The following is a 14,451-nucleotide window of genomic DNA, read 5'->3' on the forward strand; positions in this document are numbered from 1 at the left end:
TAAGACACCATTTAAACAAGTGGAGGTCTAATGACTAAAATAATAAAAAAAATATCAGCACCGCTTCTTAGTTTAATATTTTTATTAAACATGAGTAGTGCAGGTATGGCAGAGACAACAGTCTCTGGAGAAGTTCAAGCGATATTTAATTCGCTTCTATTTTTAATTTGTGGTTTCCTTGTCATGTTCATGGCAGCGGGTTTTGCGATGCTAGAATCTGGTATGGTAACTTCAAAAAGTGTGTCAGTAATTTGTGCTAAAAATATAGGTCTATATTCAATTGCCGGAATTATGTTTTGGCTTTTTGGTTATAATTTAGCTTATGGAATTCCTGAAGGAGGATACATTGGAACATTTACACCTTGGTCAGATGCAAGTGCAGTTGATACAGGTTATGCTGATGGATCAGACTGGTTCTTCCAAATGGTATTCTGTGCAACAACAGTTTCAATTTGTTCAGGTGCTATGGCTGAAAGGATTAAGCTATGGCCGTTTTTCTTATTTGCAGCTATTTTAGCTGGAGTAATTTATCCAATCGTTATGGGTTGGCAATGGGGTGGAGGCTGGTTAGCAGAACTAGGCTTCTCTGATTTTGCTGGTTCTACTTTAGTACACTCAACAGGTGGTGCAGCTGCTTTAGCAGGTATCATGTTGCTAGGTGCTAGGTATGGAAGGTTTGATAGCAAAGGTGAGGCGAAAGCAATTAAACCTTTTGCTGCTTCTTCAATTCCATTAGTAACTGTTGGAGTATTTATATTATGGTTAGGTTGGTTTGGATTCAACGGTGGATCTCAACTAGCTATTGGAACATTTGATGATGCAGTTGCTGTATCAGCAATATTTATCAATACTAATCTTGCTGCTTGTGGTGGTGTTATGGCTGCAGCAATAATCACAAGATTAATGTTTGGTAAAACAGACGTAATTCAAATGTTAAACGGAGCAATTGGTGGTCTTGTAGCTGTTACTGCTGAACCATTAGCGCCATCACCTTTAGCAGCAATTTTCATTGGAGCTGTAGGTGGATTGATAGTAGTATTTGGAACTAAATTATTATTCAGTTTCAAACTTGACGATGTTGTAGGTGCAATTCCAGCTCACATGTTTGCTGGTATTTGGGGAACATTAGCAGTGCCATTAACAAACGCTGATGCATCGTTTAGTGCACAATTAATTGGTGTACTTTCAATTAACATTTTTGTGTTTGCTGTGTCCTATGTAATCTGGTCAATAATGAAAGCTACGTTTGGAATTAGATTAAGTAAAGAAGCCGAAACCAAAGGTACTGACGTTACAGAAACAGGAGTAATAGCATACGCAATTCGTGACTAATTGCATGCAATATAGAGGCTCTTCGATCTCCATGTCGTTATCTCATTGAAGAGCCTCTAATAAAATAAAAAGAATTAACTAAAATCTCTCTCTCTAGTTAGTTAACTAAAGGCCCCAGAAATGGGGCCTTTTTATTTATACATGCTTATACAGCATAACTCTTTTGACCTATCAGCAATTCACTATCTGTAAAACTTTTATAAAAGCCTCACTTAAACAAGGAGAGATAATGACACAATTTTCAAAAACATTAATTATAAGTTTAATATCATTATTAAGCTTTTCTAACATTGCTTCAGCAGAAACAACAATGTCAGCTGAAGGACAATATATTTTTAATTCACTTGGATTTTATTTGGGTGGTGTATTAGTTGCTTTTATGGCTGCAGGTTTCTGTATGCTTGAAAGCGGATTAGTAACAACAAAAAGTGTATCAACAATTGCAGCAAAAAATATAGGTAAATTTGCAATTTGTTCATTAATATTTTTTCTATGTGGCTATAATTTAGCTTACGGTATTCCAGAAGGTGGATTTATTGGATCATTCTCAATGTGGAGTGATTCCTCTGAATTAGCCACTGGTTACTCAGACTATTCAGATTGGTTTTTTCAAACTATGTTTGTATGTGCAACTGCTTCTATTGTTTCTGGAGCTGTAGCTGAAAGAATTAAAATTTGGCCATTTTTTATTTTTGCTGCAATTATGGCTGGACTAATTTATCCAATTTCAATGGGATGGCAGTGGGGTGGAGGTTGGTTAGCAACTTCAGGTTTTTCTGACTTTGCTGGATCAACATTAGTTCATGCTTGTGGTGGTGCCGCTGCATTAGCTGGAGTTATAGTGTTAGGAGCAAGAGAAGGAAGATTCTCAAAATCAGGTGAAACTAAATCCTTAGTACCGTTTGCTGCATCTTCAATTCCATTAGTAACACTTGGAACATTTTTACTTTGGTTTGGTTGGTTTGGCTTTAATGGCTTTAGTCAATTAGCTATGGGAACTTTTGATGATGTTAATGCAATTAGCAAAATTGCAGTGAACACTCATTTAGCAGGTGCCGCTGGTACAGTTGCTGCAGCAGTTGTAACAAGATTGCTTGGTGGAAAAACTGATATTGTTATGATGTTAAATGGTGCATTAGCTGGATTAGTTGCAATTACTGCTGAGCCTTTAACTCCAAGTCCGGTGTTAGCAATTGTAATTGGAGCTATTGGATCATTAATTATGTACTTTGGTACAAAATTTTTAGAAAGTAAAAAAATTGATGATGTAGTAGGTGCAATCCCTGTACATATGTTTGCAGGAATATTTGGAACTTTAGTTGTTCCAATAAGTAACCCAGGTACAAATTTTGGAACTCAGTTAACAGGTGTAATCGCAGTATGTTTATTTAGCTTCATACTGTCTTACATTACTTTTAGAGTTCTTAAACAAACTATTGGTCTTAGAATTAGCGCCCAAGCTGAAAAACTTGGTACTGATGTTGCTGAAGTAGGTGTTAAGGCTTACGCAATAAGAGACTAAAATATCTCTCTATATATATTAAAGGCTTCTTAGAAATAAGGGGCCTTTTTTATTTTTTTACAATATTTTGTAAGGTTTCTAACACTTCTTTTGCGTGGTCTTTTACTTTAACATTATACCAAATTTTGATTATTTTACCTTTTTTATCGATTAAAAAAGTAGTTCTAACTATTCCCATAAACTCTCGTCCCATGAATTTTTTTTTAGCCCAAACTTTATATTTTTTTAAAACTTTTATTTCTTCATCAGCCAATAGATCAAATTTGATTTTATATTTATCTCTGAATTTGTCATGACTTTTTAAATTATCTTTTGAAATACCTAAAATTTCACAATTCAATTTTTTAAATTTTGCAAGCAGCTTATTAAAATCATTGGTTTCAATTGTACATCCTGGAGTATCATCTTTAGGATAAAAATATAGAACTATATATTTTCCTAAAGAATCCTTTAAAGAATATTCATTATTAGAGGTTGATGGAAGTGAAAAACTTGGTGCTTTTGAATTTACTTTCATAGCTAATATTTATTTTTTTCCCATATCTTGAGCCAATCTTTTAAAGGAGACAAACCATAGATTGAATTAATATTTGTCAGATGAATACTTAAAGAAGGCATTGGAGAAAAGCAATTTATATTTTTATATAATTCATGCAGTGGCTTTTCATAGGGATCATAATTATTTAAAAACATATCTTCATAATAATTCCAATACTTTTTTAAAGTCATTTTAGAAATTAAATAAGTGCATAAAGACTGATTTACCTTACACCAGTGTTTTTTATAACCTATTAGATTTTGAGTATGTTCCGTATTTACATAAAGATATGGATAATCTGCTGGACACAAAACAATCTCGTCATTTAGTTGGGAAGAAATTCTTTGATAGCTATAAACCATTTCAATTAAGGCATCATCATCATGAAGATAATCATCCTCAACAAAATAAAGTAAATCAAAATCAGAGTTAATGGCAAAATTTTTTGATTCAAAAATATGTGAATTGTGCGCAAGCATTCTTCTATTGTTATTAAATTTCATTTTACTTTCATATTTATTGGTATCTAAATTACTAATTTCAAAACTAATATTTTTATCAGTACATATTTTTTTAATTTGATTTGTCACACTTTCGTGTGAATTATCATCGATAATTTTTAACAAAATATTAAAATCTTTAATTTCTTTTTTTAAATTTATTATATTATTACAAATTGAATTTAGAGATCTTAGCGTATATTCCTTTTTTTCTTTTTCAAAAAGCCTTTTTTTATTTTGAGATAAAAGGTTATTTTCATTTGTAAATGATCTAAAAATTATTAGTAAATTTTCAACTTTTCTTTTTATGTTCACCTCACCCAATGGAAGAACAATATTTTTTTCATTTAAAATATTTAGACTATCATCTAATTTTTTTTCACTGGTTGGTACCGTTAAGTTATTTTGATCAATTAATTCAAAACCAAGTTTTCTTACAGCTTTAATTAATATTTTTTTTATAAAACTATTTTGATTAATTTTTATCTTTTTCATAAATGTTTCAAATAAAATTGATATTTACATCATCATTTCTTTTTACACTTGGAAAATCAAGTCCCGCAATTGGATAATTTTTATAATTAGATTTTTTTTCATATTTAATTCTTTTTACGTTGATAAATGTAATTTCAATAGCGTATGGATACCCATTTTTGTCTAATTTATTAATATTATTCCCATGTATATGGATAGATTTTAAATATTTTATATTATCTATAAAGTTATAAATTTTTTTAATATTTTTTTTTATGTCATGAAATTCAATTATTAAACAATTTATTCTTTTGCTATAAAATTTTATATCGTTAAGAATTTCATATTCACCACCCTCAATGTCTACTTTAAGCAAAATATTTTTTTTATGATTAATTATGTTTTTAATGTTTATCTCTTTATTTTTGATATTTTTTCTCCCAACTTTTAACTTCATATGTTGGTTTTTTTGGCCAAAGAAACTCAGATAATCAAAATATTTAAAAATATTAATAATTTTCCAAATACTTAATTTTTTAAGTAAAAAAAAATGGATTAAATCTTTAGTTAATCTTTTTTTCCAAAAAGATAAATTTACAGTATGATCAAAAGCTAAAACTTGAGTTTTTTTATTTAATTTTAAAAAATTTTTTTCAAAATCCCAATCATCACTTAATCCACAGGTAATAATATAGTCAATCTTATTTATTATTCTTTTATCAATAATATATCCACCATCCCTTTGAGGTCCTAATCTTACCAAATATTTATTTTGAACAAAGATAGGTTTTAATTTTCTTGAAAACATGTTAACTAGAAATAGTTAATTATGACCATTAAATCAATTCAAACTTTAGTAAATGATGCTATGCAGGAGATTAAAACAATTTCAGCAGATGAAGCTTATAAATTATTTGAGAACAACAATTGTAATTTGATTGATGTAAGAGAGATTAATGAATTAGAAAATAGCGGGAAAGTTCAAGGTGCAAATCATATGCCAAGAGGTATGCTTGAAGTTTATTTAGATCCAAATAGCCCTGTATTTCAAAATGGACAACTAGATAAAGATAAAGAATTTGTTTTATTCTGTGCAGGAGGGGTAAGATCTGCTTTAGCTGTCAAATCTTTAAAAGATATGGGATATCAAAAAATTTCTCACATCGAAGGCGGTTTTGCTTCTATCGCTGGTAGTAAATTTAAAATAGTTTAATTTTTCAATTCTTCAATAGCATACTCAAGTCTGTCTTGTCCCCAAAAAATTTTATTATTAATTATAAATGTTGGTGTTCCAAAAACTTCTTTTTGAAAAGCATCAGAAGTTAATTTAATCAATTGATCTTTAATTGATTGTTCTTTTATAGATTGAAAAAATTCTTCACTATCAATATTTAAATCTCTTATTAATTTAGACATATTTTCAACATTCGATAAGTCATGATTATCTTTCCAATAAGCGTCAAAAAAACAATTTAAGTAATCGTTTTGCTTATCCTTACTAACACTAATATATCCTCTCATTATATTTAAAGAATTTATTGGAAAATTAGAATTCCATTTGAATTCAATATTATTTTTTTCAGATACCAAATTACAATCATTTATATTATTTTTCAGTTTGTATTTATTGAATGCAGGAGAATCAATTCCAGCTAGCTTATGAAGACCCCCTAAATAAATTGGTTTGTAATTAAATATTATATTTTTGTGTTTAAGAATTTTTTTGTGTGCAATATATGCATAGGGACTAATTATATCGAAATAGAAATCTATATGATTACTCATATAAACTAATTCTTTTTGCGTAAAAAATTCTAATTATCCAATATATAAATAAACCTATTGGACCAATTAAATAAGTCACAATTAACGGCACAGCCAACAAAACTTTATTTATAGAAAACTTTTGAGAATCTTTAACAATCCAACCACCAATAAATAAGTTTATTGCTATGAAATGAGTCCAAAATATCATTATGTACAAATGATCTTCAAACAATCTAGATAGCTCACTCAGACCTAGGTAAAGTGAGAAATTGCCATCAAAATCGTAACCAATTAAATAAGATTTATATAAAATAAAGATATACGCACCGCTCAAAATGAAAAAAGGAAAAATTGATGTTACAAAAATTCTACTTAAATGAGATTGAGGAAACACTATCAAGATAAACCAAAAAGGTAGAACTCCAAGGTTGATCCACATGTAAAGTGTCTCAATTGTAAAATAAGTATAAATTTGTTCAATCATTTAGGTATATTATATTAAATCTAACAATGATTCCTATAAGAAATAGAAAAAAAACACTCCAAGTAACTGTTGATGAGATGCGTAATTTTGCCTTTGCTTATGTTGAAAAGTATGCTCCTTCAAAGCAACAACTCAAAACTTATTTATTAAAAAAATATATGAAACTATCAGCGTCTGATGTAAGAAAAAAAGATATAGATAAATTGATTGATATTGTTTTGTCCGACCTAGAAAAAAACAGATTTATAAATGATCAATTTTATTCTGAAAGTAAAGCTAAAAGTATGATTCAAAGAGGAAACTCAATTAACAAGATTAGAAATTATTTAATTGGAAAAGGGATTAACGAAATATTTATTAAGGATACGGTCAATAAAATAAAAGAAGATAATTCTGATCAAGATTTTTTTTCAGCAATCAAATTATGTAAAAAGAAAAGAATTGGTCCCGCTAGAGCAGAGGATAATAGAACTTTATTTTATAAAAAAGATATATCTCTACTTGCAAGAAATGGATTTGATTTTGAAACATCAAAAAAGGTAATGGATATAGAAAAAGATGAATATCTAAAAATAATAAATCTACTTTGACTTTTTATCTTTTTCTTCTTTTACAAGCTGATTTATTTTATTTCGTATGTAATTTTTTACGAAAACAAACAATAGCAATCCAAAAATTGAAACAGAAACAATAATTATTAGTATTATTCTTAATTGTTCATCCATTATAAAATATTTTTATTTTTCAAAATTATACTTGGATTTTTTAAATCTTTTTTACCATACAAAATTTCATTTCCTTCAAAATCAGTTACAGTTCCACCTGAATGTTCTAAAATTGCATGACCAGCAGCTATATCCCATTCATATGCCCTGGGTTCAGCAACATAACCATCGTATTCACCAGCAGCAACGACACAGAATTTTAAAGAACTTTTCATTCTAGTATTTTCTTTTACTCCTAAATCATCATAAATTTTTTGAATTTCAGGCTTTATTTTAGTTGAGTATGAAATAAATTTTAAATTTTCTGATTTCTTGGCAGGTAAAATGCTTAAGTTTATTTTTTTACCGTTGCTAAGCTCAAAAGCATTACCTTTTTTATATGAGTAAAACATTCTTTTTTTTGCAGGAGCATTTATTAATCCTGCAACAGGTTTATTATTGATTACCAAACCAGCATTAATAGTAAATTCTTCTAAATTATTAATATAATCATAAGTTCCATCAATAGGATCAACCAGCCAGAAATCTTTTAAATTTAGGTTATCTTTATTTTCAGAGGTTTCTTCTGAAATGATAGGTAAATTAGGAGTAACTTCTGAAATTTTTTTTGATATAAATTTGTTTACTTCCAAATCACCATTACTCACTGGGGTGTTATCTGGTTTAATTTTTTTTATTAAACCTTTTTCTCTTAATTGAATAGCTAAATCTCCAGCCTCTAAAAAATTATCAATTAAATTTTCAACAATCTCTTTTAAGTTTACCTTCATTTTCCTAGTTTTTTTAATTCAACGTTTTTTGCGTTAATTACTTTTTTTCCAACATTTTCAAAATTAACTGTTACTTTATCTTTAATTATAGATTGCACTTGCCCAATTCCCCATTCTTTTTTTTGCGGATTAGTGACTTTGTCACCTGGTTCATAATCTAAAATCATTTAATTTAACTTATATTGTAAATAAGTATAAATACCACCTTATGAATAAAGATTTAAATTCTATTGGATTAGATAAAAAACCCTCAGATACTACTGTAGTTGTCGCAATGTCGGGTGGAGTAGATTCATCTACTGTAGCAGGCATCATGAGAAAAGAAGGTTACAATGTAATTGGTATAACACTAAAACTTTATGACGATGGCAAAGAAGTAGCTGCATCAAAACAATGTTGTTCAGGTCAAGACATAATGGACGCTAAACGTGTTGCACATAAGTTAGGTATAGAGCATAAAATTTTATATTACCAAGACAAGTTTAAGCAAGGTGTTATAGATAATTTTGTTGAGAGTTATTTAAAAGGTGAAACCCCAATTCCATGTGTTCAGTGTAATCAAACTGTTAAATTTAAAGATTTATTTGAAGTTTCAAAAGAACTCAAAGCTGATGCATTAGTTACTGGCCATTATGTAAAAAGTATTACAGAAAATAAAACTACAAACATGTATAGAGCAATTGATGAAAATAGAGACCAAAGTTATTTTTTATTCAATACAACTAGAGAGCAATTAGATTATTTAAGATTTCCATTAGGTGGAATGTTAAAAGACAAAACTAGAGAAATCGCAAAAAATTTAGATTTAAACGTTGCTGATAAACCTGATAGTCAGGACATATGTTTTGTTCCAAATGGTGATTACGCTTCAGTAATACAAAAGTTTAGACCAGACTCCTTTCAGAAAGGAAATATAAAAAATTTAGATGGTGATGTAATTGGTGTTCATGATGGAATTATTAATTTTACAATTGGACAAAGAAAAGGAATTAAAGTTTCAGATAAAGAAGCCCTTTATGTGTTAAAGATAAATTCGGATAAAAATGAAATAATAGTTGGACCTAAAGAAAAACTTGGAAAAAAAATAATTTCTTTAAAGGAAATAAATTTATTAACTAACAAAGAGGATTTAGATCAAAATTTATTTGTTAAAGTTAGATCTACTGGAAGTCTTCTAGAGGCAAAAGTTGATCTTATAGATAACAATAATGCTAAAGTTAATTTAGCAATTCCTGAGGATGGTATTTCACCTGGTCAGGCATGTGTTTTTTATCGTAAAGACCAGTTTGGCCACAAAGTGCTTGGTGGTGGTTGGATTAAAGAATAGCAGAAGAATTATTTCTTCTTATTTTTTCTTTTAGCTCTTCTTTTTTTAGACCCTTGTTTTCTTCGGCCTCTATGTTTCTTTGGGTAACTCATTTAGTCCTATTTTAATTTTATTGACGTTTTTCATGGGATATAGCATTGTCTTAATAACATATCAAATTTATTATGGGTAATTCCTTCAAGACTTTCCTGAAACATACAGCTAAAGATTTTCATAATCAGTCAGTAAATCCTCCTGTGGTTAGAGCTTCTACTATTATTTTTAAATCTATGCAGGATATTAAAAAAACTCAGAATAAATATTTGAAAGATCCAGTAAGTGGAAATTTTGATTATGGTCGACAGGGAACATCCACAACATATGCTTTACAACAAATTTTAAGAAAAATTGAAGAATGTTATAAGGTTTATTTAACCCCCACTGGTTTTGGTGCAATATTTCTTGGTGTGTTAAGCGTTGTTAAACCAGATGATGAAATACTTGTTACAGACTCAGTTTACTCGCCATCAAGACTTTTAACTGAAACATACCTTAAAAAATTTAATATTAGAGCAATATTCTATAATCCAAATGACTTTAATGATCTAAAAAGTAAAATTACAAAAAAAACAAAGCTTATTTTTGTTGAAAATCCTGGAAGCAACACTTTTGAATTTCAAGATTTATCTAAAATAGTTGCATTGGCAAAAAAAAATAAAATTTATACAGCCATAGATAACACTTGGGGAACACCTTATTTTCTGAAACCAATAAAGCTAGGTTTTGATATGTCGATTGTCTCTGCAACAAAATATTATTCTGGTCACTCAGATGTAATGGGTGGCAGTTTAGCTATAAGTAAACGAGTTTTTAAATTAGTAGAAGCAACAAATAAAGTTTCAGGATTAAGATTAGGTCCTGATGATGCGTATTTAATTCTAAGAGGTATTCGAACTTTAGATGTAAGATTAGAAAAACATCAGGAAAATGCACTTAAAGTCTCCAAGTTTTTATCAAAACAGAAAAAGATAATTAAAGTTTTTTATCCATATAAAAAAGGTAGTCAAAATTATAAATTATGGAAAAAATATTATTCTGGCGCATCGGGTTTATTAGGATTTAAAATAAAATCAAAAAATAAAAACTCAGTATTAAAATTTGTTAATTCTTTAAAACTTTTTGGGTATGGATTTAGTTGGGGAGGTTTCGAAAGCTTAGCACTTTATCAAACACACCAAGCACTAGGTAAGAGACAATTTACACATATAAATAAAGATGAACATATAATAAGGATGCATATTGGACTTGAAGATCCTAAGGACATTATAGATGATATAAAACAAGCATTAAAATTTATTAAATGAGTTCAGAAAGTTTTACTATTAGCAAAAAAGCACTAATCACTTTAATAGCTGCTTCTATAGTTGTTATTATTTCTTTAGGAATAAGACAGACCTTTGGATTGTTTTATTTTGATTTTAATACTGACTTAGATATTTCCATTTCTCATTTTGGTTTTGTTATGGGATTGCAGTTATTACTTTGGGGAGTATTCAGTCCGTTGTTTGGTGTAATTACTGATAAATACGGTGGGGCGGTTGCAATATTTATTGGTTTTGTTTTTTATTTAGTTGGGATTTTGCTTTTTTATTCTGGCTATAATACTGGAGGTTATTTCACTTTAACCATAGGAGTAATGATAGGAATTGGTTTAGGTTCAACGGCAATAGGTATTCCAGTATCAGTTGTAGCTAAACATTTTCCTGCATCTAATAGAACTATTGCAACAGGAATTGTTACATGTGCAGGTTCATTTGGATATTTTGTATCACCTTTACTTGTAAGATATTCCTTAGTTGAAACAGGCTGGGAGAATACTCTTTTATATTTTTCTCTTCTTTTAGGATTAGGATTAGTGGTAGCTTTGTTTGTTAGTACTCCAAAAATACCTGTAGGAGTTAATCAAGATAATAATCAAACAGCTAGAGAGGCTCTAAAAGAGGCATTTGCAAATAAAAGTTTTATTTATCTCACTTTAGGTTTTTTTGTTTGTGGTTGGCATATTGCTTTAGTAGCAACACACATTCCTACCTATATGGCAGACAAAGGTTTGCCTGATTGGACACCCGCAATGGTTTTGGCTTTGATTGGTGTATTTAATATGGCTGGTACTATTACAAGCGGTTATTTAGCAACAAGGTATAGTAAGAAAAAAATTTTAAGTGCTATTTATCTTTTAAGAGGCGTTTCAATTATCTATTTTATTTTCTTACCACCAAGTATATTTAATTCTGTAGTTTTTGGAGTTACTTTTGGTTTTTTATGGCTATCCACAGTTCCTCCAACAAATGGAATTGTTGCACATATATTTGGTACAAAATATGTTGGACTTTTGTATGGAATAGTTTTTGTAAGCCATCAAATTGGTTCTTTCCTAGGAGCGTATCTAGGTGGTGTATTTTATGAATTAAATGGAAATTTTGACTATGCATGGTACGGATCTATCGCATTATCATTATTTGCAGGTCTGATACATTTACCTATAGTAGAGAAAGCAATTGAAAGAACTCAGCCAGCATAAGTTTAAATTTAACCCTTATTTAGAGGATCTGTATCAATCAGATAAACCTTTAATTATTTATAAAGTAGACGGTGGATACAATATTTACACTGATTTTTCAAAGAAGATTATTTTAACAAAAAAAAATATCCACAATTTTCTTAATTCGTTAGAGAAAAAAAAATACAAAAAAGAAACAGATTTATATCTTGGTTTTTTTGGTTATGAAATTTTATGTAATTTGATTGGTATTAATTTAAAAAATAAAAAAAGTATAAAGTTTTATAAAGGAATTTTTTATAAACCTGAGACTATAATTAAAATTAGAAAAGATATTAAGGTTATATCTAATATAAAAAAACATGCATTCAATTGTCAATTCAACAAAACTCAAATACTAAGTCCTTTTAAGATTAATATTTCTTATATTAAATATAAAAAAATATTTGAATTATTTTCGAAAAAAATAAGACAAGGTGAGACTTATCAAATTAAAATTTGTACAAAATATAAGAATAAATCATTAATTAATCCTATTAATTTTTTTTGGAAATTAATGCGCGTTAATGCGTCTCCAGAGTCTTTTATGATAAAAGACAGGGACTATTCTATAGTAAGTTGTTCTCCTGAAACATTAATAGATAAGAAAAAAAAAAAAATAATTACTAAACCAATAGCTGGTACTTTTAAGAAAAAATTACTATCAAATAAAAATATAGCTCTTAAATTTTTTAAAAATAACGAAAAAGAAACCAAAGAACATAACATGATAGTTGATATGGAAAGAAGTGATCTATCCAAAATATGTAAACCAGGAAGTGTTAAAATACTCAAAAAAAAATATGTCGAGGAATACAAGCATCTTTTTCATTATGTGACTTCAATTGGTGGAATATTAAACAAAAATACGAAATTGATTGATATCATTAAGGCTATGATGCCTGGAGGATCAGTAATTGGTTGTCCTAAGATAAGAACTTTAGAACTTCTAAATAATCAAGAAAAAGAAAGTAGAAATATTTTTACAGGAAGTTTTGGATTTATTAAATTTAATCAAGATATGAAGTTTAATATTATAATTAGATCTATATTAAATTACAAAAATCAATCAGAGATCTCTGCTGCATCTGGAGTAGTATTAGATAGTTCACCTAAGAAAGAGTTTAATGAAAATTATATTAAAGCAAAATCTTTACTGGAGTTGTTTAAATGATTTACATAATCGATCATCAAGACTCTTTTACTTGGAATGTTGTTCATCAATTTGCAAAATTTGATAAAGTTATTTGCTCAAATTATTATGAGTTGAATAAGAAATTACTTGATAAAAGTGATGTGATCGTTTTATCACCAGGACCTGGATCACCAAAGGATTACCCTAATACTTCAAAAATTTATAAAAAATATAAAGGAAGGAAAAAAATTATTGGTATTTGTCTTGGTTATCAAATGATTCTGCATAATGAAGGGGGCAAAATAATACAACAAAAAAAAATTTATCATGGATTTCAATCTAAAATAAAAACAAATAATCAAAGTAAAATCTTTAAAAATAATCAACAGTTTAAAGTTGGAAGATATCATTCATTAAAATTAAAGGAGCCATTTAAATCTAATTCTATTAAAATAACTATGAGATGTAGTAAAACAAAAATACCAATGGGCCTTGAGGATAATCAAAATAAAATATATGGATTTCAATTTCATCCAGAATCTTTTTTAACAGAAAATGGCAACACTATTATTAAAAAAATCTTATCAGCTTAGTAATCTTAAAGAAGTTAATTTCAATGATCTTTGGGGATCTAGAGGTGTATTCACTACAATGCGAATGGTTGGAAAACCTCCTAAGTTAATACTTTTAAAACCGCATTTAGAGAACTTAATAAAATCTACAAAAAAATATGGAATAAGAAAAAAAAATTTAAAAAGCATTATTAAAGATTTAATTGACAAAAACATTCTATATAAAGGTTCTGATAATTTATTTCGTATAGCTTTAAATAAAAAACTGATATCAGTCTCAATTAGAAAAAGACCAAAACCAAAGAGTAATTTTAATCTGTTATTATTTAGATATAAACGAGTAGAGCCAAATTATAAAAATCTCTATTATAAAAAAATATTAGCAAAATTAAGTAAAGTTGACTCAACTAAATTTGATATTGCTCTAGTCGCTAATGATAAAATTTTAGAAACTGGTACTTCAAATTTAGTTTTTGTGAAAAAGGGAAAAATTTTTTCACCTAAAAAAAATTGTTATTTTGGGAACACACTTAAATTTATAAGCAAGAAAATTAAAATTAATTTTAAAGATATTTCTATTAAATCTATTGATGATTATGATGAAATAATTCTTATTGGATCTGGTAAAGGAGTAACATCAGTTTCAAAAATAAATGATCTTAAATGGAAGAGAAGAAAGACTGGTTGCTACACTAAGTTAAATAAAATATATAATTCTCTTGTTTAA

Annotated in this window: 17 protein-coding genes; 10 read left to right on the top strand and 7 right to left on the bottom strand. The window is 28.2% G+C overall.

Annotation, left to right across the window (positions count from 1 at the left end):
• The first annotated feature begins 30 nt into the window (after window positions 1-30).
• Complete coding sequence (locus AMN83_RS03890; RefSeq protein WP_075504363.1) at window positions 31-1,332, top strand: ammonium transporter family protein; 1,302 nt, start codon at window positions 31-33, stop codon at window positions 1,330-1,332.
• Window positions 1,333-1,561: 229 nt separating this feature from the next.
• Window positions 1,562-2,854, top strand: coding sequence for an ammonium transporter family protein (locus AMN83_RS03895; RefSeq protein ID WP_075504364.1), 1,293 nt, complete (start codon window positions 1,562-1,564; stop codon window positions 2,852-2,854).
• Between the two features lie 49 nt (window positions 2,855-2,903).
• Here AMN83_RS03895 and bcp read toward each other — a convergent pair whose 3' ends face one another.
• From bcp to AMN83_RS03910, 3 genes are read right to left on the bottom strand one after another with little or no spacing between them, the layout of a single operon-like run.
• Window positions 2,904-3,371, bottom strand: a complete 468-nt coding sequence (gene bcp, locus AMN83_RS03900; protein ID WP_075504365.1) for a thioredoxin-dependent thiol peroxidase — start codon at window positions 3,369-3,371, stop codon at window positions 2,904-2,906.
• Window positions 3,372-3,373: 2 nt separating this feature from the next.
• Window positions 3,374-4,387 (bottom strand): rhamnosyl transferase, encoded by a 1,014-nt coding sequence (locus AMN83_RS03905; protein ID WP_075504366.1) that lies wholly within the window; start codon window positions 4,385-4,387, stop codon window positions 3,374-3,376.
• A gap of 7 nt (window positions 4,388-4,394) precedes the next feature.
• On the bottom strand, window positions 4,395-5,174 hold the full coding sequence (locus AMN83_RS03910; protein ID WP_075504367.1) for an FkbM family methyltransferase: 780 nt from the start codon (window positions 5,172-5,174) through the stop codon (window positions 4,395-4,397).
• 21 nt (window positions 5,175-5,195) lie between these two features.
• Here AMN83_RS03910 and AMN83_RS03915 point away from each other — a divergent pair, with 21 nt between their 5' ends.
• A complete protein-coding gene (locus AMN83_RS03915; RefSeq protein WP_075504368.1) occupies window positions 5,196-5,579 on the top strand; it encodes a rhodanese-like domain-containing protein in 384 nt (127 codons plus the stop codon).
• Here AMN83_RS03915 and AMN83_RS03920 read toward each other — a convergent pair.
• Window positions 5,576-6,151, bottom strand: a complete 576-nt coding sequence (locus AMN83_RS03920) for a 2-hydroxychromene-2-carboxylate isomerase (RefSeq protein ID WP_075504369.1) — start codon at window positions 6,149-6,151, stop codon at window positions 5,576-5,578. The two genes, AMN83_RS03915 and AMN83_RS03920, sit on opposite strands and share 4 nt — an antisense overlap.
• Window positions 6,144-6,617 carry an ABA4-like family protein gene (locus AMN83_RS03925; protein WP_075504370.1) on the bottom strand — a complete coding sequence of 158 codons (474 nt, stop codon included), beginning with the start codon at window positions 6,615-6,617 and terminating at the stop codon, window positions 6,144-6,146. Before AMN83_RS03925 ends, AMN83_RS03920 begins: the two co-directional genes overlap by 8 nt.
• A 26-nt stretch (window positions 6,618-6,643) precedes the next feature.
• Here AMN83_RS03925 and AMN83_RS03930 point away from each other — a divergent pair, with 26 nt between their 5' ends.
• Window positions 6,644-7,207, top strand: a complete 564-nt coding sequence (locus tag AMN83_RS03930) for a regulatory protein RecX (RefSeq protein ID WP_075504371.1) — start codon at window positions 6,644-6,646, stop codon at window positions 7,205-7,207.
• Window positions 7,208-7,341: 134 nt separating this feature from the next.
• On the opposite strand, the gene AMN83_RS03935 is transcribed toward AMN83_RS03930, so the two are convergent.
• Together AMN83_RS03935 and AMN83_RS03940 are read right to left on the bottom strand one after the other, a co-directional pair.
• Window positions 7,342-8,112, bottom strand: a complete 771-nt coding sequence (locus AMN83_RS03935) for a 3'(2'),5'-bisphosphate nucleotidase CysQ family protein (protein ID WP_075504372.1) — start codon at window positions 8,110-8,112, stop codon at window positions 7,342-7,344.
• Complete coding sequence (locus AMN83_RS03940; protein ID WP_075504373.1) at window positions 8,109-8,279, bottom strand: DUF3553 domain-containing protein; 171 nt, start codon at window positions 8,277-8,279, stop codon at window positions 8,109-8,111. The genes AMN83_RS03935 and AMN83_RS03940 overlap by 4 nt, the downstream gene beginning before the upstream one ends.
• A 41-nt stretch (window positions 8,280-8,320) precedes the next feature.
• Between AMN83_RS03940 and mnmA the strand changes: the two genes are divergently transcribed.
• The 6 genes from mnmA to AMN83_RS03970 all read left to right on the top strand — a co-directional run bounded on the left by mnmA (window position 8,321) and on the right by AMN83_RS03970 (window position 14,451).
• Window positions 8,321-9,439, top strand: coding sequence for a tRNA 2-thiouridine(34) synthase MnmA (gene mnmA / locus AMN83_RS03945; protein ID WP_075504374.1), 1,119 nt, complete (start codon window positions 8,321-8,323; stop codon window positions 9,437-9,439).
• A gap of 164 nt (window positions 9,440-9,603) precedes the next feature.
• A complete protein-coding gene (locus AMN83_RS03950) occupies window positions 9,604-10,782 on the top strand; it encodes a trans-sulfuration enzyme family protein (protein WP_075504375.1) in 1,179 nt (392 codons plus the stop codon).
• On the top strand, window positions 10,779-11,999 hold the full coding sequence (locus AMN83_RS03955) for an MFS transporter (protein ID WP_075504376.1): 1,221 nt from the start codon (window positions 10,779-10,781) through the stop codon (window positions 11,997-11,999). Before AMN83_RS03950 ends, AMN83_RS03955 begins: the two co-directional genes overlap by 4 nt.
• Window positions 11,977-13,191 (top strand): chorismate-binding protein, encoded by a 1,215-nt coding sequence (locus tag AMN83_RS03960; RefSeq protein ID WP_075504377.1) that lies wholly within the window; start codon window positions 11,977-11,979, stop codon window positions 13,189-13,191. Before AMN83_RS03955 ends, AMN83_RS03960 begins: the two co-directional genes overlap by 23 nt.
• Window positions 13,188-13,745 carry an aminodeoxychorismate/anthranilate synthase component II gene (locus tag AMN83_RS03965; protein ID WP_075504378.1) on the top strand — a complete coding sequence of 186 codons (558 nt, stop codon included), beginning with the start codon at window positions 13,188-13,190 and terminating at the stop codon, window positions 13,743-13,745. Before AMN83_RS03960 ends, AMN83_RS03965 begins: the two co-directional genes overlap by 4 nt.
• Window positions 13,708-14,451 carry an aminotransferase class IV gene (locus tag AMN83_RS03970; protein WP_075504379.1) on the top strand — a complete coding sequence of 248 codons (744 nt, stop codon included), beginning with the start codon at window positions 13,708-13,710 and terminating at the stop codon, window positions 14,449-14,451. The genes AMN83_RS03965 and AMN83_RS03970 overlap by 38 nt, the downstream gene beginning before the upstream one ends.

This window comes from Candidatus Pelagibacter communis (assembly GCF_001180025.1).
GTDB lineage: Bacteria > Pseudomonadota > Alphaproteobacteria > Pelagibacterales > Pelagibacteraceae > Pelagibacter > Pelagibacter ubique_A.